Source organism: Saccharopolyspora sp. NPDC049426 (assembly GCF_040676935.1).
Taxonomy (GTDB): Bacteria; Actinomycetota; Actinomycetes; order Mycobacteriales; family Pseudonocardiaceae; genus Saccharopolyspora.
In genome coordinates this window covers 66,926-89,287 of the sequence record NZ_JBFAPZ010000010.1, presented here as the reverse complement: position 1 = coordinate 89,287, position 22,362 = coordinate 66,926, and the positions used below count along the sequence as shown (strand labels likewise).

General features: G+C 70.8%; 20 protein-coding genes. 13 read left to right on the top strand and 7 right to left on the bottom strand.

Annotation, left to right across the window (positions count from 1 at the left end; all coding sequences use genetic code 11):
• Window positions 1-209 precede the first annotated feature (209 nt).
• The 6 genes from AB0J78_RS21970 (at window position 210) to AB0J78_RS21945 (ending at window position 5,719) form a co-directional block, all read left to right on the top strand.
• Window positions 210-1,439, top strand: a complete 1,230-nt coding sequence (locus AB0J78_RS21970) for a PucR family transcriptional regulator (protein ID WP_363791845.1) — start codon at window positions 210-212, stop codon at window positions 1,437-1,439.
• A gap of 31 nt (window positions 1,440-1,470) precedes the next feature.
• Window positions 1,471-1,704, top strand: a complete 234-nt coding sequence (locus tag AB0J78_RS21965) for a hypothetical protein (RefSeq protein WP_363791843.1) — start codon at window positions 1,471-1,473, stop codon at window positions 1,702-1,704.
• A 361-nt stretch (window positions 1,705-2,065) separates the two neighbouring features.
• The gene (locus AB0J78_RS21960; RefSeq protein WP_363791841.1) at window positions 2,066-4,336 is read left to right on the top strand and encodes a nitrate- and nitrite sensing domain-containing protein; all 2,271 of its coding nucleotides are present in this window, start codon (window positions 2,066-2,068) and stop codon (window positions 4,334-4,336) included.
• A 5-nt stretch (window positions 4,337-4,341) separates the two neighbouring features.
• Window positions 4,342-4,764 carry a roadblock/LC7 domain-containing protein gene (locus AB0J78_RS21955; RefSeq protein WP_363791839.1) on the top strand — a complete coding sequence of 141 codons (423 nt, stop codon included), beginning with the start codon at window positions 4,342-4,344 and terminating at the stop codon, window positions 4,762-4,764.
• A gap of 3 nt (window positions 4,765-4,767) precedes the next feature.
• Complete coding sequence (locus AB0J78_RS21950) at window positions 4,768-5,142, top strand: DUF742 domain-containing protein (protein ID WP_363791837.1); 375 nt, start codon at window positions 4,768-4,770, stop codon at window positions 5,140-5,142.
• Window positions 5,126-5,719, top strand: a complete 594-nt coding sequence (locus AB0J78_RS21945) for an ATP/GTP-binding protein (RefSeq protein ID WP_363791835.1) — start codon at window positions 5,126-5,128, stop codon at window positions 5,717-5,719. Before AB0J78_RS21950 ends, AB0J78_RS21945 begins: the two co-directional genes overlap by 17 nt.
• Here the strand turns inward: AB0J78_RS21945 and AB0J78_RS21940 are convergent.
• Entirely contained in the window at window positions 5,673-7,085 is a 1,413-nt protein-coding gene (locus AB0J78_RS21940) for an NAD(P)-binding domain-containing protein (protein ID WP_363791833.1), read from the bottom strand. The genes AB0J78_RS21945 and AB0J78_RS21940 overlap by 47 nt on opposite strands.
• An 84-nt stretch (window positions 7,086-7,169) precedes the next feature.
• Between AB0J78_RS21940 and AB0J78_RS21935 the strand changes: the two genes are divergently transcribed.
• From AB0J78_RS21935 to AB0J78_RS21905, 7 genes are all read left to right on the top strand, one after another.
• Complete coding sequence (locus AB0J78_RS21935; protein WP_363792275.1) at window positions 7,170-8,369, top strand: tryptophan dimethylallyltransferase family protein; 1,200 nt, start codon at window positions 7,170-7,172, stop codon at window positions 8,367-8,369.
• 90 nt (window positions 8,370-8,459) lie between these two features.
• Window positions 8,460-9,752, top strand: coding sequence for an aspartate aminotransferase family protein (locus tag AB0J78_RS21930; protein ID WP_363791831.1), 1,293 nt, complete (start codon window positions 8,460-8,462; stop codon window positions 9,750-9,752).
• 175 nt (window positions 9,753-9,927) lie between these two features.
• Complete coding sequence (locus tag AB0J78_RS21925) at window positions 9,928-11,985, top strand: hypothetical protein (RefSeq protein WP_363791829.1); 2,058 nt, start codon at window positions 9,928-9,930, stop codon at window positions 11,983-11,985.
• Between the two features lie 73 nt (window positions 11,986-12,058).
• Window positions 12,059-12,520 (top strand): nuclear transport factor 2 family protein, encoded by a 462-nt coding sequence (locus tag AB0J78_RS21920; RefSeq protein ID WP_363791827.1) that lies wholly within the window; start codon window positions 12,059-12,061, stop codon window positions 12,518-12,520.
• A 101-nt stretch (window positions 12,521-12,621) separates the two neighbouring features.
• Entirely contained in the window at window positions 12,622-13,632 is a 1,011-nt protein-coding gene (locus tag AB0J78_RS21915) for a CobW family GTP-binding protein (RefSeq protein WP_363791825.1), read from the top strand.
• 149 nt (window positions 13,633-13,781) lie between these two features.
• Window positions 13,782-14,750: a prolyl aminopeptidase gene (gene pip / locus AB0J78_RS21910; RefSeq protein WP_363791823.1), complete on the top strand. Its 969-nt coding sequence runs from the start codon at window positions 13,782-13,784 to the stop codon at window positions 14,748-14,750.
• 123 nt (window positions 14,751-14,873) lie between these two features.
• A complete protein-coding gene (locus AB0J78_RS21905) occupies window positions 14,874-16,076 on the top strand; it encodes a hypothetical protein (protein WP_363791821.1) in 1,203 nt (400 codons plus the stop codon).
• Here the strand turns inward: AB0J78_RS21905 and AB0J78_RS21900 are convergent.
• The 6 genes from AB0J78_RS21900 to AB0J78_RS21875 are packed head-to-tail and all read right to left on the bottom strand — an operon-like array spanning window position 16,073 to window position 22,282.
• Window positions 16,073-16,903 (bottom strand): methylenetetrahydrofolate reductase, encoded by an 831-nt coding sequence (locus tag AB0J78_RS21900; RefSeq protein WP_363791820.1) that lies wholly within the window; start codon window positions 16,901-16,903, stop codon window positions 16,073-16,075. The genes AB0J78_RS21905 and AB0J78_RS21900 overlap by 4 nt on opposite strands.
• On the bottom strand, window positions 16,900-17,523 hold the full coding sequence (locus AB0J78_RS21895; RefSeq protein WP_363791818.1) for an MBL fold metallo-hydrolase: 624 nt from the start codon (window positions 17,521-17,523) through the stop codon (window positions 16,900-16,902). Before AB0J78_RS21895 ends, AB0J78_RS21900 begins: the two co-directional genes overlap by 4 nt.
• Window positions 17,520-18,605, bottom strand: coding sequence for an S-(hydroxymethyl)mycothiol dehydrogenase (locus AB0J78_RS21890; protein ID WP_363791816.1), 1,086 nt, complete (start codon window positions 18,603-18,605; stop codon window positions 17,520-17,522). Before AB0J78_RS21890 ends, AB0J78_RS21895 begins: the two co-directional genes overlap by 4 nt.
• 14 nt (window positions 18,606-18,619) lie before the next feature.
• On the bottom strand, window positions 18,620-19,213 hold the full coding sequence (locus AB0J78_RS21885) for a sarcosine oxidase subunit gamma family protein (protein ID WP_363791814.1): 594 nt from the start codon (window positions 19,211-19,213) through the stop codon (window positions 18,620-18,622).
• A complete protein-coding gene (locus AB0J78_RS21880) occupies window positions 19,206-22,022 on the bottom strand; it encodes a 2Fe-2S iron-sulfur cluster-binding protein (protein ID WP_363791812.1) in 2,817 nt (938 codons plus the stop codon). Before AB0J78_RS21880 ends, AB0J78_RS21885 begins: the two co-directional genes overlap by 8 nt.
• Window positions 22,019-22,282: a sarcosine oxidase subunit delta gene (locus AB0J78_RS21875; protein WP_132673143.1), complete on the bottom strand. Its 264-nt coding sequence runs from the start codon at window positions 22,280-22,282 to the stop codon at window positions 22,019-22,021. The genes AB0J78_RS21880 and AB0J78_RS21875 overlap by 4 nt, the downstream gene beginning before the upstream one ends.
• Window positions 22,283-22,362: the final 80 nt, after the last annotated feature.

The following is a 22,362-nucleotide window of genomic DNA, read 5'->3' as shown; positions in this document are numbered from 1 at the left end:
CGGCTTCGTGGTCTCCGTGCGCCGCTCCTTATGTATTCCGCTTACCCAGGGGGTGGACATCGGCGTCGCGGCGTACTCGCCACGAAGCCGCTCAGAACCCGCGGCGGTGCTAGCTGAGTCCCACACCTGAAGCAACGGCTCCGCCGCATTCTTAACCAGCTCCTCACCGACACTCCACATAGGCGACTTTTTGGGGCATAGTGCCTGCCGTGACTCGATCGTGGCCCTGTCCGTCCGCTCGGGTTCGGGAGTTGATCCGGCTCGGCGCGGAGACGGCGCTGAAACCGCCCGCGCGCTGGGCGGAGGAGCTGCACGCCGCGGTGCTCGCCACCGACCGCACGCAGGCCATCGCGGCCGATCCGGTGCTGGCCGACGGGCTGCGGCAGACCAACGTCGACAACGTCGTGCACTGGGCGGCGGCCAACGTGCAGGACCCCGGTTGCCGCGTCCCACCGCACCTCGGCAGGCAAGCGCTCGACACCGCCCGGGACCTGGTCCGCCGCGGGCTCGACGCCCACGCGCTCGACACCTACCGCGCCGGGCAGAACGTCGCCTGGCGGTACTGGATGGAGATCTGCTTCTCGCTGACCTCCGACCCCGACGAGCTGCGGGAACTCCTCGACGTCACGGCGCTGTCGATCTCGACCTACGTCAACGACACCATCGCCTGCATCAGCGAGCGGATGCAGGCGGAACTCGACACCCTCATCCGCGGCACCAACGCCGACCGCCGCGCCGCGGTCGCGCTCGTCCTCGAAGGTTCGCCGATCAGCGCGCGCAGGGCCGAGCTCAAGCTCGGGTACGGCCTGACCGGGCCGCACACGGCGGCCGTGGTGTGGAGCACCGCCCACGTCGGTCTGGAGGAACTGGAGAGCGCCGCCGAGGAGCTGGTGTGCCTCACCGGCGCGCGCCGACGGCTGACGGTGGTGGCCGCCGCAGGAACCCTGTGGGTCTGGCTGCCGGTGGCGACCGCGGTGGGCACCGAGGAGCTGTCCGATCACCTCGGCTCCCGCCCGCACGTGCGCGTGTCGATCGGCAGACCGGGTCGGGAGGTGGACGGCTTCCGCCGCAGCCACCTCGACGCGCTGACCGCGCAGCGGATGCTGGCCCGCCTCAGCTCCCGTCGTCAGGTGGCCCGCTACGAGGACGTCCAGCTGGTGGCCCTGATGACGGCCGACCCCGCCCACGCCGACGAGTTCGTCGCCGAAGCGCTCGGTGCGCTGCGCGACGCCGACCCCGAGGTGCGCCAGGTGGTGCGGACCTACATCCGCGAGCAGTGCAACGCCTCCCGCACCGCCGAGCGCCTCTACACCCACCGCAACACCGTGCTGCGGCGACTGGCGCGCGCCGACGAGCTGCTGCCTCGCCCGCTGGCCGAGGACGTGGTCGGAGTCGGCGCCGCGCTGGAAGTGCTCCGCTGGCGCGGCGCCGACGCCTGATCTCCCACCCGGAGTGGTTGGCGTACTGCGCGTGCCCTCGGTCGCGTTGCGACCGCGACTTCACCTCCCGCGAGGTCAACGGCGGCCGGCGTTCGTCGAGTTCGACACCGCCGGGTCCCCGCAGGTCGTTGCCCGGATCGGGATCTCGTTCGTCAGCGCGGACAACGCCAGGGCCAACGCCGAATCCGAGCAGGGCGGGCGCGATTTCGAGGAGATCCGCGACGGCACCCGCGCGGCGTGGAACGACATGCTCGGGCGACGATGACAACCGGACGAGCCGGGGTGAATCGGAGGGGCGCGAATGACCGCCGCAGTCCCGCCCTCTGCGGAAGATCTGTGCGGTGATCGAAAGGAGAACGTAACCGAAATCAGGTGCTGCTGTTCACCTCGTTGGAACGCGAAGACCACTTCGGATCGCTGATCAACCGCGAAAACCGTGCTGGTACTGTCCCGGCCAAGCGCGGATGATCACGGGGCCGGGAGTGCGGCGTGCCCGCTCGCATCGGTGACATCGCCCAATGTCGGGGAATCCCAGCGGAGCTCGTGCTTCGCGCAATTCGCGCCGAGGCTGCCGGGGGGGCCGGGGCCTGTCTCGTGGAGAGCACAACCGAAGGAGCGCGGTCGACGTGAAGTTAACCAGGGACAGAACGCGCGAGCCGGACAGGACGAGTCTCCGGCGGCGGATCAGGAACATCCTGATCGCCATCGTTGCGCTGTTCTTCGTGGTGGTGCTCGCCGGTTTCGCGCCCGCGTTCGTCGACGCTCTCATCGTCCGCGCGGTCGCCGTCACCGTGCAGGACACCTCGATCCCGGCGGTGCGGACCTTCGCCGCCGTGCAGTCCGAACGCCAGCTGGTCGCCCGCGCCTTCGACGGCGACGCCACCCCCGGCACCCTCGGCCAGCGCTACGCCGCCACCGACCAGGCCATCGGCGAACTCTCCGGCAAGCTCACCGAACTGTCCGGGAACTCCGCGACGCCGCCGGACCTCAAGGTCAAGATCGACGCCGTCAACACGCTGATCGGGCGGCTGCCGAATTCCCGTCCCGAATTCCCGCTGGACCCGACCCGCAAGCGCGAAACCGTCCAGCGCTACAACGAGGTCCTCGACGCCGGCGCCGACCTCTTCGACGGGCAGGCCCGCGCCGTCGAGGACGCCAAGGCCGGGCAGGCGGGCATCACCGCCACCGAGTTCTTCCGCGCAGGCGACCAGATGGCGCAGACCGCGCTGCTGGCGTCCCGGGGCGTGGTCACCCGGATGCAGCCCGACGAGCAGGTCAACTTCGCCGTCCTGGTCGGCTCCTACCACGACGAGCTCGAAGAGCAGATCTCCAACGCGTCACCGCTGGTCAAGCAGCGCTACGAGGAGCTCACCCGCTCCCAGAGCTGGAAGCAGCTGCAGGCCATCGAGCAGCAGCTGATCGCCCACGGCCAGGTGCAGGGCGTGACGATCCAGCAGTGGCACCAGATCAGCGACCAGGTCGGCGGGCAGCTCACCGAGATCTCCATCGAGCAGGCCCGCTACGGCGCCGAACTCGGCCTGACCAACGGCAGCGCCGCGCTGCTGCGCACCGCCCTGTTCGCCGGCCTCGTGCTCGTCGCCACCGCCGGTGCCGCCCTGCTGATGTGGTGGTTCGCCGGACGTCACCTGGTCGCCCTGGTGCCGCAGCGACTGGTCGAACTGCGCGACGCCGTGCGCAAGATCGCCGACGAGGAGGTCCCCGAGCTGTTCCGCAGGGTGGAGCGCGGCGAGGACGTCGACGCCTCCGCCCCGCTGCGCTCGCTGGACTTCGGCAAGGACGAGATCGGCGAGGTGGCGGACGCTTTCGCCGGTGCCTACCAGGTCGCCGTGCAGGAGCGCATCAAGCAGAAGCGGACGAGCGACGCGTTCACCCGCGTCGTGGTCGGCATGGCCGCGCGAGTCCAGCAGATCGTGCAGAGCGCCATGCAGATCGTCGACACCGAGGAACGCGAAGCCGGCGAGGCCGCGCCCCGGTACCGCGCGCTGCTGGTCCTCGACAGCCTCCTGCTGCGCGCCCGCCGGCTGGCGGAGAACCTGCGGCTGCTGTCCGGCAACCGGCTCGCCCGCTACCACCGCGGACCGACGTCGATGGAGGTCATCCTCGAATCCGCGCGAGCCGAGATCGAGCACTACGGCCGCATCCACACCCGCAAGCCGGGAGCGGTGGCCGTCGACGGCCAGGCCGCGCCGTACCTGATCCGCGCGCTCGCCGAGCTGATGGACAACGCCGCCAACTACAGCTCCCCGCAGGGCAAGGCCAGGGTCTGGACCGAGGAGCGCAGCGGATCGCTGGTCGTCATCATCGAGGACCGCGGTCTGGGCATGCCGGCCGAGAAGCTCGGCGAGGCCAACGCGATCCTGGGCACCGAGGCCGACTTCGCGCTCGGCAGCGTCCAGCGGCACATGCAGCTCGGCCTGCCGGTGGTCTCCCGGATCACGCAGCAGTGGAACATCGAGGTCACCCTGGCCGCGGGCGAGTCCGGCGGCATCCGGGCCGAGGTGTCCATCCCGTCCGGCCTGCTGCGCGAGGCCGAGATCGAAAGGGCCGCCCCGGTGGGAGTTTCCAGCGCGCGCGGCACGCTCAGCGGGGCGACCGCGCTGCTGGCCGACCCCGTCGAGACCCGCGCTCAGACGCGCCCGGAACCGACGCCGCGGGCCGAGCCGGTCGAGCAGGAGCCGCTGGAGACCTCGTCGGTGGGCCTCCCGGTGCGGCGCAGGGGAGCCTCGGCGGTCGGCCGGGCCCTCGACGAGGAGAAGAAGGCTCAGGGCGGTTCCACCAACGAGAGCACCGGGACCCGGCGCAGCGCGGGCGGCGGCGGGGCCATGGGCTTCGTGTCCGGACGCCAGAACCACAGCAGCGACACAGGTGAGGGGTGAACACAATGAGCGATGGCAGGGATGACTTGAGCTGGGTGCTGACCGACTTCGCACAGCGCGTCGCGGACGTGGACTGCGTCGTGCTGTGGTCGTCCGACGGATTCCCCCGCGGGGCCTCCGAAGGTGTGGCCAAGGAGCAGGCGGAAGACCTCGCCGCGATGTCGGCGTCGGCGTTCAGCTCGTCGAAGCGGGTCAGCGTGATCGGTGGGGGCGGTGATCTGAGCAAGACGGTCATCGAGGGCGCGAACCGGTTCGTGATCCTCGCCCTGGCCGCCGAGCGCACCGGGATCACCGTGGTCGTCGACACCGCGGCCGACCCGCTGATCGTCAACGTCGAGCTCGACCGGTTGCTCGCCCAGGTCGGCGAGCACCTGGTGACCGAGGGCCGCGGTGGCTCCGCGGACCCGCTGACCGGGACGAGGCCGTAACCCATGTCCGATCAGCAGAACGTCCACGCAGAGGACCCCGTCGCGGGTGTCCGGCCCTTCGTCGTGGCCGGCGCCCCGGAGAAGTCCGACCTGGACCTGGACCTGGCGACCCAGGTGGTCGCCAAGCCAGGTGGCGAGGGGCACCGAGACCTGTCGATGAGCGACAGCGCCGCGCTGGAGCTGGCGAAGAACCCGGTCGCGATAGCGGAGGTGGCGGGGAGCCTGGGCACCCCGGTGCTGACCGCCCGCGCCCTTGTGGGTGCGCTGCTCCGCCGGGGAGTCCTCACCCTCGACGGTGAGAGCAACCCGGAAGAAACCGTTTCCGATGCAACACTGGATTACCTGCAGGGGGTTCTGGACAGTGTTAAACAGCTTTGAGCGGCCGCCGGTCAAGCTCGTCATCGCCGGTGGGTACGGATGCGGCAAGACGACACTGATCAAGAGCGTGGCGGACCCGGACCGGTACGTGCGGCTCACCGACGAGCCGATCACCGACGCCAGCGCCTCGGTGGACCCGCTCACGGGTGTTCCGGAGAAGACGACCACGACGGTCAGCATCGACTTCGGGCGCATCAACCTTAGCAACGGCACGCCGCTGTTCCTGTTCGGAATGCCCGGCCAGTCCCGATTCTGGTCGGTGTGGGACGACCACACCCACGGCGCGTTCGGCGCCGTGGTCGTGGCCGACACCCGCAGGCTGGACGACTGCTTCTCCAGCCTGGACTTCTACGAGGACCGCAACATCCCCTACGTGGTCGCGGTCAACGAGTTCGACGGCACGAAGCGCTACCAGCCCGAGGACATCGCCAACGCGCTGCAGATCGACACCGCCAAGGTCCCGGTGATCAACTTCGACGCGCGGCAGCGCGCCGACGTCAAGGACGTCCTCGCCCGGCTGCTGGAGCACGTCATGAGGCAAATGGCGAGTCAGCAGGCCGTCGGCGCAGGTCAGTGAGCCCGTTGTTCGGATGAGCGTCAGCCGCCGGGCGGGCCGCGCCCCGGCGGCGCTCTCGCTTGAGCCCCCGGACGTAGCTCGCGACGTCGACGTTGAGGTCGTCCTCCGGGCGCTGCGCGCCGTAGCGCTCGGCGATCCGGTCGAGGTGGCCGCGCACTTCCGCGGCCATCTCGTCGCGGCCGGGGAGCCTGGCCTCGCCGGTGAGGAGGTCGCCGATCCACTCCGCCTGCAGTTCGGCGAGCCGAGTCAGGGAACCCACCGGGCGCAGGAATCCCGCGAAGTAGAGCCCGTCGTGGCCGAGCGGAACGATCCGCTGGAACAGCGAGAGCCTCCCGTCGCCGTCGAAGGCGACGTCGTCGGGGAGTGGCAGTGACATGTCGTAGCCGGTGCAGAGGATGACCGCATCGGAGTCTTCGGTGCTGCCGTCGGTGAAGCCGACCTGGTCGGAAGTGAGCTCCCGGATGCCGGGCTTGATGGTGATCTCGCCGTGCGAGATCCGGCTGAGCAGCTCGTCCGAGATGGTGATCGGGGCGTCCATCACCCGGTGGTCGGGCTCCGGCAGGCCGTAGTCGGTGATGCGCCCGCGCGAGAGGTGCAGCAGCACCTCGATGAGCTTGCGCTGCACCCGGAACGGCAGGAACGACCACCAGCGGCTGACGGCGATCTCGTCGATCGGCAATCCCATCAGGGTTTTCGGCACCACGTGCGCGCCCCGGCGGACCGACAGGACCGTGCGTGCCGCGACGCGGGAGAGCTCGACGGCGATGTCGCAGGCCGAGTTCCCGAAGCCCACGACCGTGACGTTCTTGCCGCGGAACGGTTCCGGATCGGTGTAGTCGGCGGAGTGCAGTTGGCTGCCCCGGAACACCTCCGAACCGGTGATCGCCGGGTCGGGAAGTCGTGGCGCCGAGTGATAACCCGAGGCCATCACCACCTCGCGGAAGTGCCGCGTCCGCGTGCTCCCGCTGCTGCGGCTGGTGACCAGCCATCCGCCGCCGGGGGACGGTTCCACCTGGTGGACCTGGGTGCCGAACTCGATGCGGCCGGTCAGGTCGTGCTCGTCGGCGAATCGCGCCAGGTAGGAGGCGACCTGGTCGTGGCGCGGGTAGCGCGGGAAGTCCTCGGGCACGGGGAATCCCGTGAACCCGGTGACCTTGCTGGAGGTGTTGAGGTGAAGGGACCCGTAGGCCGGGTGCGAGCTCTGCGAACTGGCAGGGCCGAAGTTCCACACCCCGCCCACGACGTCATCGCGTTCCAGACCGACGAAGTCGATTCCGCGGCGACGGAGCGAACGCATCATGGCCAATCCGGAAACGCCGGCTCCGATCACGCACACATCACGGGTTTCAACCTGGGGAGATGTCATGTTTCCGCGACCGTCCACAGTGCCCATCGAACCCTCTCCGCGTGGAGACCATTCCCAATTCGTCGTCTGGATGAGATCGTGTTGATGTTGCTGACAGGCGCGATGCCGCGATCAAGAGTAACCGCGATGCGGAAGGTCGGGGTAGTGCCCAGTTCACGAGCAGGATCGTCGTCCGTTCGCCGGTGGGGAGTCTTTCCCGCGCACGGCGTGTCATTCACACAGTTCCTGACCAGCCAGTACCGAACCGTTGCCGAACATCTCGGGTTCTCGCCCCCCGATGTGGAGACCCTCATCACAGAACTCAGCGTTGCGCTGAGCCCCTGGGGCGATCACCCGATCGGCTCTTGTCCGGAGGTTCCGTCTTTTGTTTCGGCGGACGGTTTTCCGGCCGAGATGTCCATCAGCTGGCGAGCCCGGCGACCCGAGCTGCGGATCCTCTTCGAGTCCCTCGGGGACGAGCCGACACCTGCGGGTTGTCAGCGCGCCGGGCGTGCGCTCACCGAGCGGTTGGCCGATCTGCACGACGTCGACCTCAGCCGCTACCACCGTGTGGAAGATCTCTTCGTCAGCGACGATCCGCGGGTGAACCGTCCCACCATCTGGCATTCGCTCGCATGGCGCCCGGGTGAATCCACGCGGTACAAGGCCTACTTCAACCCGCAGGCGGAGAGCACGGATCCGGTCGACGTCCTGGCCAAGACCACCGAGGCGATGGGACGGCTCGGATTGGAGCGCCCGTGGGACTCGGTCCGAATGTGGATGCCGGAAATGATGGAACGGGGAAATGAGATCGAATTCACCGCTCTCGATTTGACGAATTCCGATCGGGCGAGGGTGAAGATCTATTTCCGGATCGCCAGTCGCGCATGGGAAGATCTTGATTCGGTGGCCGCCCTCGCGGCCGGACACGATTCCGAGCGGGCGGCCCGGGTGTGGCGGTCGCTGTATCACGGCCAGGACAAGGCCGACGGCGAGGAACCGATGGTGTGCCTCGCTTTTCGCAGCGGTTCGGCGCAGCCGGAGGAAGCCAACGTGTACCTCCGATTGCCGGAGAACGCGGTGTCCGATGAGGACGCCGCGGAACGCACCGCCGTCCTCATGAGACAGGAAGGGCTCGACCCCGGGCCCTACCTGTCGATGATCAACGCTCTCGCGCCCCAGCACCCGTCGACCTTGACCGGCCTCCAGGACCTCCTGGCGTTCCGCACGACGCACCCGGACGAGGCCGCCGACATCGGCATGTACCTGCGCTTCTCCGTCTACGACCGTCCCGTCGATTCCTGATCCCGCCAAGAAGGTGGTGGCGCTTCCCCGGGAACCGCCACCTCCTCCCGGGGGCTCCCGTTCGCGCGGTTGAGCCCGTAGCTTCGGGGCATGGACGACCTCGCCACACGTGATCTGATCCGCTACTCCGGGCACGGTGCGTTCAGCCCCGGGATCATCGAGCGCGCCGAGGGCGCCTCGGTCTTCACCGAGGACGGGCGCGAGCTGCTCGACTTCACCTCCGGGCAGATGAGCGCGATCCTCGGGCACTCCCACCCGGAGATCGTCAGCACCGTCCGGGACCAGGCCGCCAAGCTCGACCACCTCTACAGCGGGATGCTCAGCCGCCCGGTCATCGACCTGGCCCGGCGCCTCGCCGAGACTCTCCCCGAACCGCTGGACAAGGCCCTGTTCCTGACCACCGGCGCGGAGTCCAACGAGGCCGCGCTGCGGATGGCCAAGCTCGTCACCGGCAAGCACGAGGTCGTCTCCTTCGCCCGCTCCTGGCACGGCATGACCCTGGCCGCGGCCAACGCCACTTACAGCGCCGGCCGCGTCGGCTACGGTCCGGCGGCTCCCGGCAACTTCGCGCTGCCCGTTCCCGACTCCTTCCACCCCGACATCGTCGACGCGGTCGGAAACCTCGACTGGCGGCGTCAGCTGGACCTGGGCTTCGACCTGATCGACGCGCAGTCCGTCGGCAGCCTCGCTGCCTGCATCGTCGAGCCCGTCCTGAGCTCCGGCGGCGTCATCGACCTGCCGCCCGGCTACCTGGCCGCGCTGCGGGACAAGTGCCGCGAGCGCGGGATGCTGCTGATCCTCGACGAAGCGCAGACCGGCCTGTGCCGCACCGGCGCCTGGTACGCCTTCGAGCGCGACGGCGTCGTCCCGGACATCCTCACCCTGTCCAAGACCCTCGGGGCGGGACTGCCGCTGGCCGCGGTGCTCACCAGCGCCGAGATCGAGCAGCAGGCCCACGACCGCGGATTCCTGTTCTTCACCACCCACGTCAACGATCCGCTCCCGGCCGCCGTCGGCAACACGGTCCTGGACGTGCTGACCCGCGACCGCCTCGACCTGCGGGCCCGCGAGCTGGGGGAGCGGCTGTCCGGTGGTCTCCGCGAGCTGGCCGGGAAGCACCCGGTGATCGGCGACATCCGGGGCCGGGGGCTGCTCGTCGGCCTGGAGCTGACCGCCGGACCGGACGGCGGCGACGTCGACAAGCTCGGCGCCGCGGTCACCCGTCGCTGCACCGACCTCGGGCTGCACATGAACATCGTCCAGCTGCCCGGCATGGGCGGCACGTTCCGCATCGCGCCGCCGCTCACCGCGACCGAGGCCGAGATCGACCGCGGCCTGTCGATCCTCGACGACGCCCTCACCGACGTGACCCCGGAGCTGTAGGAGCCGAACTCCGCTCGGAGCGGGCCCGCCGACGTCCGATCGGTGGGCCCGCTCCTGCGTTCCAGGTCAGGAGCCGTACCCGCGAAGCCTGGCCGGGCGCGGGAGGGCGACCGGCGGAACGTCGGGATCGCTTTCACGCGCACGGCGGTGCCGCATCCAGCGCCACCACACCACCGTGAGTGAGGGGACCGCGATCGCCGCGCACACGGGGCACTGCGACCGAGTAGGCCGCACGCGGGGCGTCGCGTCAACGCGGCTCTTCGAACGAGTCGCCGGACAACTCCTGGGGGAGGGCAACGCGATGGGGCGCGTTTCCACGGGGACCACTCTGCCTCGGCCACCGGGCCTGCGCGGCCCGCTCACCCAGCGCCGCCTGGTGCGGACCGGTGCGCTCGGCGGAGCGCTCGTGCTGCTGGGGTTGCTGCCGACCCTGCTCGGCGGCCCGGTGTGGCTGCGAGCCGCAGGGCTCGTCCCGGGCTTCGGGATCGTCTACGCGACGCCCACTCCGGGCTGGTCCGTCGCACTCGTGCCGTGGTTGCTGTTGAACCTCGTCGTCCTGCTGGCGGTCGTGGCCGGCCTGCTGACGGGTCTTCAGCGCATCATGGCCAAGGGCGATCACCTCACCCTCCCGGCGGTCGTCGTCGCCTCGATGGTGCTGGCCGCGGTCCTCGCCGCCGTGCACGACGGGCACGGGCACGGGCAGCAGGAGTGGGTGCCGGTCGCGGAGGTGCTCGCGGTCATCGGAGTCCCGGCGGCGCTGCTGGTGCGGGAGCGGCGGCGGGGCCGGGCTGCCCGTCGAGCCGGCGACGCCCGCCAGGCCCGCCTGGACGTGGCCGCGCCCGAGGAGTGGCGGCCGGGCGGGGACGAGTGCGCGGACGAGGACGACCGGGCGCGACTGGCGCGGTGGGCGGAAACCCTGGCGCTGCAACCCGCGCACGAGTGGAACGGCTTCGGTCCGTTCGGCGACGAGTACCTCCTGCCCGCCATGCGCTACCGCGTCTGGGCGGTGTTCCTGATGCTCGCGAGCCTGCGCCACACCCACACGCCGGCCTACTGCGGATATCGCGACGACGCGCTGCGGGCGCTGGTCCTGCGGATGACCGACAAGCCGGTCTGGCGCTACTGGCTGCGGGAGAACCGCTGGGGGATGCTGCGCGACAGCGCCGATCCGATCGGCGGTCCGGCGAACGTCATGTACACCGGGTACCTGCTGCTGATGCTCTCGGCGTACCGCCAGGCCACCGGGGACGACAGCTTCGACCGGCCCGGCGCGCTCCGGTTCCGCTGGGACGAGGGGACCGAGTTCGCCTACAGCCACACCGAGGTCGCCGAACGGGTCAGCGCCAACTTCCAGCGCTCGCCGCTGGTGCTGTGGCCGTGCGAGCCGGGACTGGTGTTCCCGTTCTGCAACTCCGTGGCCCTGGCGGGCCTGCGGATGTACGACACCTGCGCCGGTACCCACCACGCCGAGGAGATCGCGCCGAGGTTCCTGCACCGGCTGCGCACCGAGTTCACCGCGCCGGACGGTGACATCTGCGCGTTGCAGGCCAGCAGGTTCGGCATCACGGCCCGCTCGGCTCGGGGCATCACCAACACCGCGCCCATCGCCGCGCTGCTGTCGCCGCTCGACCCGGACTTCGCCTGGCGCACCTGGGAGCTGCTCGTCGCCGAAGAGCTCAACTCCGGCCACTACGCGCGAACCGACCGAGCGGGAAGCCCGGCCCCCACCGATGCGGACTGGGGCGGGGGTGCGAACCGCGCGAACGCCCTGGGCTGGAGCATGTTCCTCGCCCGCGCTCGCAACGCGGCCTGGTACCGCAGGCTTCGCGAGGCCGCGCGGAACCTGGAGAACCCGCCCGCGGACTTCCGGATGTTCGACGCGTCGGTGCACGCCAACGGGATCCTCGGCCTGGGCGCGGTCACCGACGAACGTACCTGGCGGACCATGCTGCTCACGCCGTCCCGCCACACCGGTCCGCGCCTCACCGAAGCGCCTTGGCCGGACATCGCGGTCGTCACCGCGGTCACCGACGGCCGGTCCCACGACGCGATCCTGCGCGGCACCGGCGGTGCTCTGCGCCGGCACCGGCTCGGTTTCGACCACCTGGCCCCGCACCGCACCTACGCCGTCGACGGCGCCACCACGCGGGAGGTCACGGCGGATGCGATCGGCAGGGCGGTGGTGGAGGTCGACCTCAGGCCTCGCCACCACCTCCGCCTCACGCGGGAGTGACCGCCGGGCGCGTCCGCTCCACCTCGCCGGGTGCCGGGGAGAGAATGGGGGTTCCCGTCTTCAGGAGGTCGCAGTGCCGGAGGATCGCCCGCCCTACCCGCCGTTCACCCGCGAGACCGCGCTGCAGAAGGTCCAGGCGGCCGAGGACGCCTGGAACACGCGCGATCCGCAGCGCGTGGCGTCGGCCTACACGCCTGATTCGCAGTGGCGGAACCGGGACGTGTTCATCAGCGGCAGGGAGGAGATCGTCGCCTTCCTGACCCGCAAGTGGGAGCGCGAGCTCGACTACGCGCTGCGCAAGAGCCTCTGGAGCTTCGGGGAGAACCGCATCGCGGTCCGCTTCCAGTACGAGTGCCACGACGCCGGCGGGCAGTGGTGGCGCAGCTACGGGAACGAGCTCTGGGAGTTCGACGAGCACGGCCTCATGCGACGCCGCGAGGCCAGCATCAACGACGTCGCCATCGACGAGGCCGACCGCCGCGTCCGCGGTCCCCGCCCGGAGGCGGAACGCGGCCTCGACATCCCGCTCCGCTAGGACCCGCGGAGCTGGAATCGCTGGTCAGGGCCTTCGCGGTCGGCGCGCGGCGGCGTGCGAGGATGACCCCTGGTGAGCGAGTTGATGAACGTGGGGGAGCTGTGACGGCGCGGATTCCGGTGGTCGTGCTGGCGGGCTACTTGGGCTCGGGCAAGACCACCCTGCTGAACCACCTGCTGCGCAACGACGAGGGGCGCCGGATCGGCGTGCTGGTCAACGACTTCGGCAGCATCAACATCGACGCCATGAACGTCGCCGGGCAGGTCGACATCGCGATGTCGATGGAGAACGGCTGCCTGTGCTGCGCGGTCGACGCCGACGGCGTGGACCCGATGCTGGAGCGGCTGGCCTACCCGGGCGCCCCGCTGGACGTCATCGTGATCGAGGCCAGCGGCATCGCCGAACCCCGTCAGCTGGTTCGGATGGTGCTGTCCTCGCAGAACCCGCACATCGAGTTCGGCGGGCTGGTGGAGGTCGTCGACGCCGCCGAGTTCGACGACACCCGAGCCCGGCACCCGGAGCTCGACGATCACGTGCGGCTCGCCGACCTGGTGGTCGTCAACAAGATCGACCGCGTCGGCGAGGCCCACCGGGACCGGGTGATCGGTGCGGTCCGCGAGATCGCCGACGGTGCCGTGCTGCCCGCTGAGCGGGGCAGGATCTCGCCGGGCATCCTCTTCGACGACGTCGAGACGCGCGACTTCGGGGCGAGGCAGCTGTCCTTCGCCGATCTGGAGGAGCACGATCACGACCACGACCAGCACATGCACGCGGCCTACGAGTCGATGGAGTTCCTCTCCGACCGGCCGCTGAACCCCTCGGCGTTCCTGCGCTTCCTCAACGAGCGCAGCCGGGGCGTCTACCGCATCAAGGGCCCCATCGACTTCGGTCCCTCCGGCGAGGACCGGCGCTTCATGCTGCACACCGTCGGCGTCTACGCCGCGTTCGAGAAGACCAGGTGGAAGGGCCCGCGGGCCACCAGCCTCGTCCTCATCGGCACCGACCTCGACACCGAGGACCTCACCCGCCGGCTCCAGTCCTGCGTCGACCCGGACCCCGACACCATCGACGAGCTCGGCATCCTCAACCTGGCCCGCCACCTGGACGACTGAGTCCACCACGGCCAGTCCTGGTCCGAACCGACCGGGCATACATTGATCATGGACGGTTCGGACCAAACCGCCCACTGCGAACCACCGTCGGCAGGTGAACAGCTCCTGGCGCAGTGGCAGGCTCGGGGGAGGCTGGGAGAGGAGGCGTCGTGTATCCGGTGATCGAGCCGTTCGATTCTGGGATGTTGGAGGTCGGCGACGGGCACCGCGTGCACTGGGAGGTGTGCGGAAACCCGGCGGGCAAACCGGCGCTGGTGCTGCACGGCGGTCCCGGCTCGGGCTGCACCCCCGGCATGCGGCGGTTCTTCGATCCCGCTGCCTACCGGATCGTGCTGTTCGACCAGCGCATGTCGGGGCGCAGCACACCGCACGCGGCCGAGCCCGGCGCCGACCTGTCGGCGAACACCACCGAGCACCTGATCGCCGATGTGGAACGGCTGCGCGAGCACCTGGGCGTCGACCGCTGGCTGGTGCAGGGCGGGTCGTGGGGTTGCGTGCTGGCGCTGGCCTACGCCCAGCGGCACCCGGACCGGGTGTCGGAGATGGTGCTCTGCGGTCTGGCCACCGGACGGCGCGCCGAAACCGACCTGCTGACGCGCGGACTCGGCGCGATCTTCCCGCAGGCGTGGGAGCGCTTCCGCGACGGCGTGCCCGAAGCCGACCGCGACGGCGACCTCGCCGACGCCTACCACCGGCTGCTGATGGACCCCGATCCCGCCGTGCACCGCAGAGCCGCGCGGGACTGGTGCGCTTGGGAGGAGGCGCTGGTCCCGGACTCCGCGCCGAACTCGATGTTCGACGACCCGGACTTCGCCCTCGGGTTCGCGCGCGTCGTCACCCACTTCTGGCGGCACGGCTCCTGGCTGGACGACGAGCAGCTCCTGAGCGGAACCGGCGCGCTGGCGGGCATTCCCGCGAAGCTCCTCCAAGGAGTGCTGGACCTGGGCAACCTGCTCGGCACCCCGTGGCGGCTCGAAGCCGCCTGGCCGGGGGCCGAACTGGAACTCGTGGACGCCGGTCACCGCGCCGCAGGCGGTTTGGCCGAGGCCGTCGTGCGGGCCACCGACCGCTTCCGCCCCCAGCGGGGCATCTCTGCGAGCGGTGGGGGCGGTCTGTAACGTCGCGATTGCCCGACGTTCGGACGACCTGCGCTGACGCGTGTACTGGAGCGTCCCTGCGGGTAGTCCGCGAGGTCGGACGCGACTCACCAGACGCGACGAACACCGAGAGGGGGAGCGAGCATGGCCGAGCAGGACCGGGGAGAGGCCTCCGGTGAAGCCGGCGACCCGGGCGGGGAAGAGCACGACGAGAGCACCGAGGACCAGCAGGAGGCCGAACACCTCGCTGAACGCGGTGAGCCGGAGTCGGAGACTCCCGATCGGCGCCTCGGGCTAGTGGCCGATCCGGACATGCCCGAGCGCGTCACCCGGCGGCTCGCCGGCGACCTGCCCGAACTGCTCGGCGACGAGGAGCTGTCGTGGGCCGTCGAGGTCGACGTCGACCCGGTGACCGCGGGCAGGCACAACACCCGCGACATCCTGGCCTCCACTCGCGATCGGATGGACCACCACCGGTGGGACTACGCCATCTGCCTGACCGACCTCCCGGTGCGCGCCAACGGCCGTCCGGTGGTGGCCGAGGCCGACCTCGACCGCGACGTGGCCGTGGTGTCGCTGCCGGCGCTGGGCGGGACCCAGGTGTACCGGCGGTCCAAGCAGGTCATGCTGCAGATGGTCGACGAGCTCACCGCCCGCGACGGTGGCGGCGAGAACCGCTACGGCCTGGACAGCAAGCTCTCCAGGATCCTGGCGCCGGTGGAGCGCCAGGAGCACGACGGCGAGCACGAGGCGGACGTCCGCTACACCACCACTCGCAGGCGCGGCCGGTTGCGGCTGCTCAGCGGCATGGTGCGCTCCAACGAGCCCGCGCAGCTGATCTTCGGATTGCGCAGCGCGCTGGCCGCCGCCGTGGCCACCAGCGCCTTCGGCCTGTCGTCCACCACGATCTGGCAGATCGGCGATCAGCTCGGAGCGTTCCGGCAGGTCATAGCCGCGGTCCTGTCGGTGGCACTGCTGGTCGGCTGGATGATCGTCGCGCACGGGTTGTGGGAGGAGCGGCGCAACAGCAGCGAGAACGACCGCGATCAGGTGCTGCTCTACAACACCTCCACGGTGGCGACGCTGACGATCGGCATCGGCGTCATGTACGTCGGGCTGTTCGTGATCAACCTGGTGGTGGCGCTGTTCCTCGTGCCGCCGAACCTGCTCGCCAGCAGCCTCGGCCAACCCGCCGACTTCACCCGCTACCTGGCGCTGGCCTGGGGGTTCACCACGATGGGAGTGGTCGCCGGAGCGCTGGGCTCCAGTCTCGAATCCGATCGGGCGGTGCGCCAGGCCGCCTACGGCTACCGCGAGGAGCAGCGCCGCCGCGAGCAGGAGCGCTAGGACAGGCCGGCGAGCCGGTCCTGCCGCCAGCGCTCGGTTCCGGCCAGGTCGTTGAAGGTGAACAGGTGGAATCCGCTGATCGCGTTGCCCGGTGAGGTGATCTGGTCGGTCAGGCCGGTGACTAGCTTGTCCGGCCGGTAGCCGCTGGGCAGGAAGAAGCGCCAGAACATCGCCGACTGCTTGGCGAGGAACCGCGCGGACTGGCCGAGGCCGAGACCGGCCGAGACCCGGATCAGCTTCTGCCGGTTCACGCTGCCCGGAACCCCCACCCGGACCGGCGTGGTGATGCCGGAGTCGTGCAGGCGCCCGGCCCAGCCGATGGTGGTCGCGGGGTTGAAGCACAGCTGGGTGACGATCTCGTGCGCGTGGACGGTCTTGCGCCGCAACGCTTCGGCGATCACCGAGTCCGGGATCGTGCCGTGGCCCTCCGGGTACCCGGCGATGCCGATGTGGGAGAAGTCGTGCCCGCCCTCGGCGAGCGCGAGCAGCAGGCTCTCCGCGTCGGGGAAATCGCCGGCGGGCTCGGCGGCGTCACCGCCGACGACGAACACGCGGTCCACGCCCGACTCCAGCAGCCGCGCGGCGATCTCGTCCAGTTCGGCGCGGTCGCGAACCAGCCGGGCGGCCAGGTGCGGGGCTGCGGCGTAGCCGTTCTTGCTGAGCCGGACGGCCAGGTCGACCGTCGGCTCCAGCCCCCTGGCCTCGGTGGTGGTGACGGTCAGCAGCACGTCCCGGGGGACGTGGGCGAGGACCTTCTCCTCGGTGCTGCTGAAGGGCAGGACCTCGTAGGAGGCGTTGCGCAGCGCGGAGGCCAGCACCGCGCTCACCGGGACACCCACTCGTCGAACTGCGCCACGACCTCGCCGATCGTGGTGCCCGGACCGTGGCCGGGGCGGACCCTGGTCCGCACGGGCAGGGGCAGCAGCCGGGACCGGATCGAGTTGATGATCGCGTCGCGGTCGGAGAACGAACGCCCGGTCGCGCCGGGTCCACCGGCGAACAGCGTGTCGCCGGTGAACACGGTCGCCAGGTCCGGGCAGTAGAAGCACACCGATCCCGGGGTGTGGCCGGGGGTGTGGATGACCTGCAGGCTCAACCGTCCGATGTGGAAGGTCTGGCGGTCCACCAGGCGCCCGTCCGGTTCCCGGGCCGGGTGGGTCAGCTCCCACACCGGCCGGTCCATCGGGTGCAGGTACAGCGGTGCGCCGACGGCGTCGGCCAGCTTCGGAGCCATCCGCACGTGGTCGTCGTGGGCGTGGGTGGCCACCACCGCGACCACCTCGCGGTCCGCGACGAGGTCGAGGACCGCGTCGACGTCGTGCGGTGCGTCGATGACGAGGCACTGGTGGTCGTCACCCACGACCCACAGGTTGTTCTCGACTTCGTGGACCTCGCCGTCGAGGGAGAACTTCCCCTCGACGGTGGCGTGGTCGACCCGAATGCTCAATTGAACGTCACCACCGAACGCAGCACTTCGCCGCGGCCCATCTTCGCGAAGGCCGCTTCGACGTCATCAAGGGAGATCTCCTCGCTGACGAACTTCTCGAGCGGCAGCCGGCCCTGCAGGTGGAGCTCGGTGAGCATCGGGAAGTCCCGTTCGGGGAGGCAGTCACCGTACCAGCTGGACTTCAGCGCCCCGCCGCGGGCGAAGACGTCCAGCAGCGGCAGCTCCAGCCGCATCGACGGGTCCGGCACACCGACCAGCACGGCCGTGCCCGCCAGGTCGCGGGCGTAGAACGCCTGCTCGTAGGTCGCGGGCACTCCCACCGCGTCCACGACCACATCCGCTCCGTGACCACCGGTGAGCTCGCGGATCGCCTCCACGGTGTCGGACTCGGAGGCGTTGACGGTGTGCGTGGCGCCGAACCCCCGCGCCCACGCCAGCTTCTCGGGATCGGTGTCCACGGCGATGATCCGCCGCGCACCCGCCATGGCCGCCCCGGCGATGGCCCCGTCGCCGACGCCGCCGCAGCCGATGACGGCCACCGAATCACCCGGACCGGCCTGCCCGGTGTTGACCGCGGCACCGATCCCGGCCATCACGCCGCAGCCCAGCAAGCCGGCCACGGCGGGTCGCGCCGCGGGGTCCACCTTCGTGCACTGTCCTGAGTGGACGAGCGTGCGCTCCGCGAACCCGCCGATGCCCAACGCCGGCGTGAGCGGAGTGCCGTCGGCGAGCGTCATCGGCTGGGAGGCGTTGTGGGTGTCGAAGCAGTACTGCGGGCGTCCGCGCTTGCAGGCCCGGCAGTTCCCGCACACCGCCCGCCAGTTCAGCACGACGAAATCGCCCGGCTCGACGTTGTGCACCCCCTCGCCGACGGAGTCGACGACACCGGCCACCTCGTGGCCGAGCAGGAACGGGTAGTCGTCGCCGATGCCGCCTTCGCGGTAGTGCAGGTCGGTGTGGCAGACACCGCACGCCTGCACCCGGATCACGGCCTCACCCGGGCCCGGGTCGGGCACGTGGATGGTGGTGACCTCCACCGGCTTGCCCTTCCCGGTGGACACGACTGCGCGCGCTTCGGTCATGTCAACGCTCCTGTTCAGCGGTTCTGGTGGTGTTCGGCCGCCGCGTCGCGGAGCCAGTCGGCGAGGTAACGCGCGAACGAGGCGCGGACGAAGATCCAGTAGTGCGGCGGTTCGGCGTCGCGGCACAGCAGCAGCACGCCGGTGCGGGCCAGCAGGGTCTGCGCGCAGCGGTCCGGCCCGAAGCTGCGCCGGTGCAGGTCCAGCGCACAGCCCTTCGCCAGCAGCTCAGCGGCTTTCGGCCCGGCCACCTCGATGATGGTGCGGTGCGCCGAGACGTCCACGACGGCGCCGTGCTCGTCGCCGAGCGCCTCGGCCACCGTCGCCTGGATCCGGTCGGCCTCGCCTTCCGGACCGACCAGCAGCCACTCGTCCGGTCCGAGCCAGGCGATGAGGAGCCGTTCGGTGCGGGACACCTGCCCGGCCTGGTTGGGCAGCATCGTGCCGAGCGCGGTGCCGATGCGTTCGGCGGCAGGGCTCTTCGGGTCGACGCGCAGCGTGACCTGGGCGGTGAACGACACCTCGGACAGGTGCAGCGCCCCGGGCACCGAGGCGTCGGTCAGCACGTCGGCGTGCGCGGCCAGCGGGGATTCGCCGTAGGGCTCAGCCATCGCGGCGGGCTCCTTCCTTGTCGTAGAAGACCGGTTCGGTGATCTCCACGGGCACCAGCTGGTCGCCCACGTGGCTGTAGATCGTCTGCCCGATGCGGTCGCGACCGCCTGCGACGAGCGCGAGCGCGAACGGGCGGCCCAGGACCGCGCTGCGGTAGCTGGAGGTGACGTGCCCCAGCATCGGCACCGGCGGTTCGGGCAGCTCGCCGGTGGCCACCAGCTGCGATCCCTCCGGCACGACGGGGGAGTCGGCGGGTGGGAGCAGTCCGACGAGGTGCTTGCGGTCGGATCGGGTGGTGTCGGCGCGGGTGAAGGAGCGCATGCCGAGGAAGTCGTCCTTCTTCTTCGACACCGCCCAGCTCATCCCGAGGTCGTGCGGGGTCACCGTGCCGTCGGTGTCCTGACCGACGATGGGGAAGCCCTTCTCCGCGCGCAGCACGTGCATCGTCTCGGTGCCGTACGGGGTGATGCCGAACGGCACGCCCGCGTCGTGCAGCACCTCCCACACCTCGCGTCCGTACCAGCGCGGCACGTTGATCTCGAAGGCCAGCTCGCCGGAGAAGCTGATCCGGCACACCCGCGCCTGGCGGCCCGCGACGATGCCGTCCTGCCAGGCCATGAACGGGAACGACTCGTTGTCCAGCTCGATGCCCGAGGACACCGCGGCCAGCACGTCGCGGGAGCGGGGCCCGGCCAGCGCGATGGTGGCCCACTGCTCGGTCACCGAGGTCAGGTGCACGCGCAGGTGCGGCCACTCGGTCTGCAGCCAGTCCTCCAGCCACTCCAGCACCCCGGCGGCACCACCGGAGGTGGTCGAGATCAGGTACCGGTTCTCGCCGGTGCGCATCACCGTGCCGTCGTCGAAGACCATGCCGTCGGCGGTGCACATCAGCCCGTACCGGATCCGGCCGATCTTCAGGGTGCTCATCTTGTTGGTGTAGACGAGGTCGAGGAACTCGGCGGCGTCCGGGCCCTGCACGTCGATCTTGCCGAGCGTGGAGACGTCCTGCATGCCCACGCCGGTGCGCACCGCGTCGCACTCGCGCAGCACTGCCGCCTGCATGTCCTCGCCCGGCAGCGGGTAGTACCAGGGTCGCTTCCACTGGCCGACGTCCTCGAACGGCGCGCCCTGCTCGACGTGCCAGTCGTGCATCGCGGTGACCCGGATCGGGTCGTAGAGGTCGCCCCGGTCCCGCCCGGCCAGCGCGGCGAAGGCCACCGGCGTGTAGGGCGGGCGGAACGTGGTCGCGCCGACCTCGGACAGCTCGACGCCGAGCAGCTGGGAGATCACCCCGGAGGACAGGATGCCGGAGGTCTTGCCCTGGTCGTGGGCGGTCCCGATGGTGGTGAACCGCTTGATGTGCTCCACCGAGTCCATGCCCGCCCCGACGGCCTTGCGGACGTCGGACACGGTCGCATCGCGCGCGAGGTCCACGTACTGCTCGTCCTCGCACGCGCAGGTGAGCAGCCACGTCGGCTGCGGCGCGACGACCGGCGGGCACGCCACCGCGGGCACCTCGGCGAAGTCGGCGTCGAACCCGGCCTCGCGTGCCGCGTCGCTGCCCGCCTCGGAACCGGTGCGCAGGCAGTCGTAGGTGCCGAAAACCCCTGCGGCGGCGCCGATCGAGCGGACACCGCGCGCGCTGCGGTCCGGCACGAACGCGCCGATCTCCGCCGAGTAGCGCAGGGTTCCGCGCGACTGGCTGTGCAGGTGGACCGCCGGGTTCCAGCCACCGGAGACCAGCAGCAGATCGCAGTCCAGCTCGACGGTCGCCTCCTCGCCCCGCCGCTGCACCGTCGCCCCGCTCACGCGGCCGGTGCCCGAGGTGCCGATCAGGGCGGAGCCGTTGCGGACGGGGATGCCGCGCTCCACGCAGCGCGAGGCCCACACCGTCGACACCACCGGCCGGACGTCCACCACCGCGGCGATGGCGACCCCGGCGTCGTGCAGGTCGATCGCGGCGGCGTAGGCGCTGTCGTTGGTGGTGAACACGACCGCGCGCTCGCCCGCGAGCACCCCGTAGCGGTGCAGGTAGGTGCGGGCGGCTCCGGCCACCATCGTGCCGGGGCGGTCGTTGCCCGGGAACACCAGCGGGCGCTCGTGCGAACCGGTGGCCAGCACGACCTCGCGGGCCCGGATGTGCCAGGTCCGCTGCCGGACGAAGGAGTCCTCGCCGTGGTGCTCGACGGCGACGAGGTAGTTGTGGTCGTAGTGGCCGAACACGGTCGTGCGCGGCAGCGCGGTCACCTCGGGGGTGGCGTCGAGCTCGGCCACGACCCGCTGGACCCAGCTGCCGGCCGGCCTGCCCGAGAGCTGCTCACCGCTGCCCAGCAGCTGGCCGCCGAACTCGGTGCCCGCATCGGCGATGATCACCCGGGCACCGCTGCGCGCGGCGCTCAGCGCCGCCGCGAGACCGGCGGGCCCGGCGCCGACCACGAGGACGTCGCAGTGCGCGTGCGTCGTCTCGTAGCGGGCCGGGTCGGGTTCGGTCGCCAGCCGTCCCTGACCGGGCAACCCGGTGGCGGCCAGGCCGTCACGCAGCTCGACGGTGGTCGCGGTGAGCATCGGCTCCGGGAACGGCTCGTCGATCTGCACCAGCGCGTTCGGTTCCTCGGGGCCCGCGGCCATGATCCCGCGCGGGCGCCCGTGCTTGATGCTGGTGGTGACCTGGTGGACGCCGTTGGCCAGCAGCGCCGAGGCGAGGGTGTCGCCTTCGAAGCCCTCGTACTCCCGTCCGTCGAACCGGAAGCGCAGCGCGCGGTCCCGATCGATCCGGCCACCCTCGGCCAGCCTGAACTCGTTGCTCACCTCGTCACCGCCCCGTCGTCGTGGAGGATCTCGTTGGTCCTGGTGTCGCGGCGCAGGGTGAACCAGCGCCGGCAACCCGCCTGGTGGTTCCACCGCTCGGCGAAGGCGCCCTTCGGATTGGCGCGGTAGAACAGGAACCGAGCCCAGTCCACATCGGACACGGCCTGCGGATCGGCGGGGTAGGCGACGTCGGCCTGGCCGCCGTAGTGGAACTCGGTCTCGTTGCGCGGCCCGCACCACGGGCAGGGGATCAGCATCATGGGAGCCTCCTTAGGGGATGTGCGGGGTAGCCGCTGCTTCAGGTGTGGGACTCAGCCGGCTCCGCTACCCGCACCGCCAA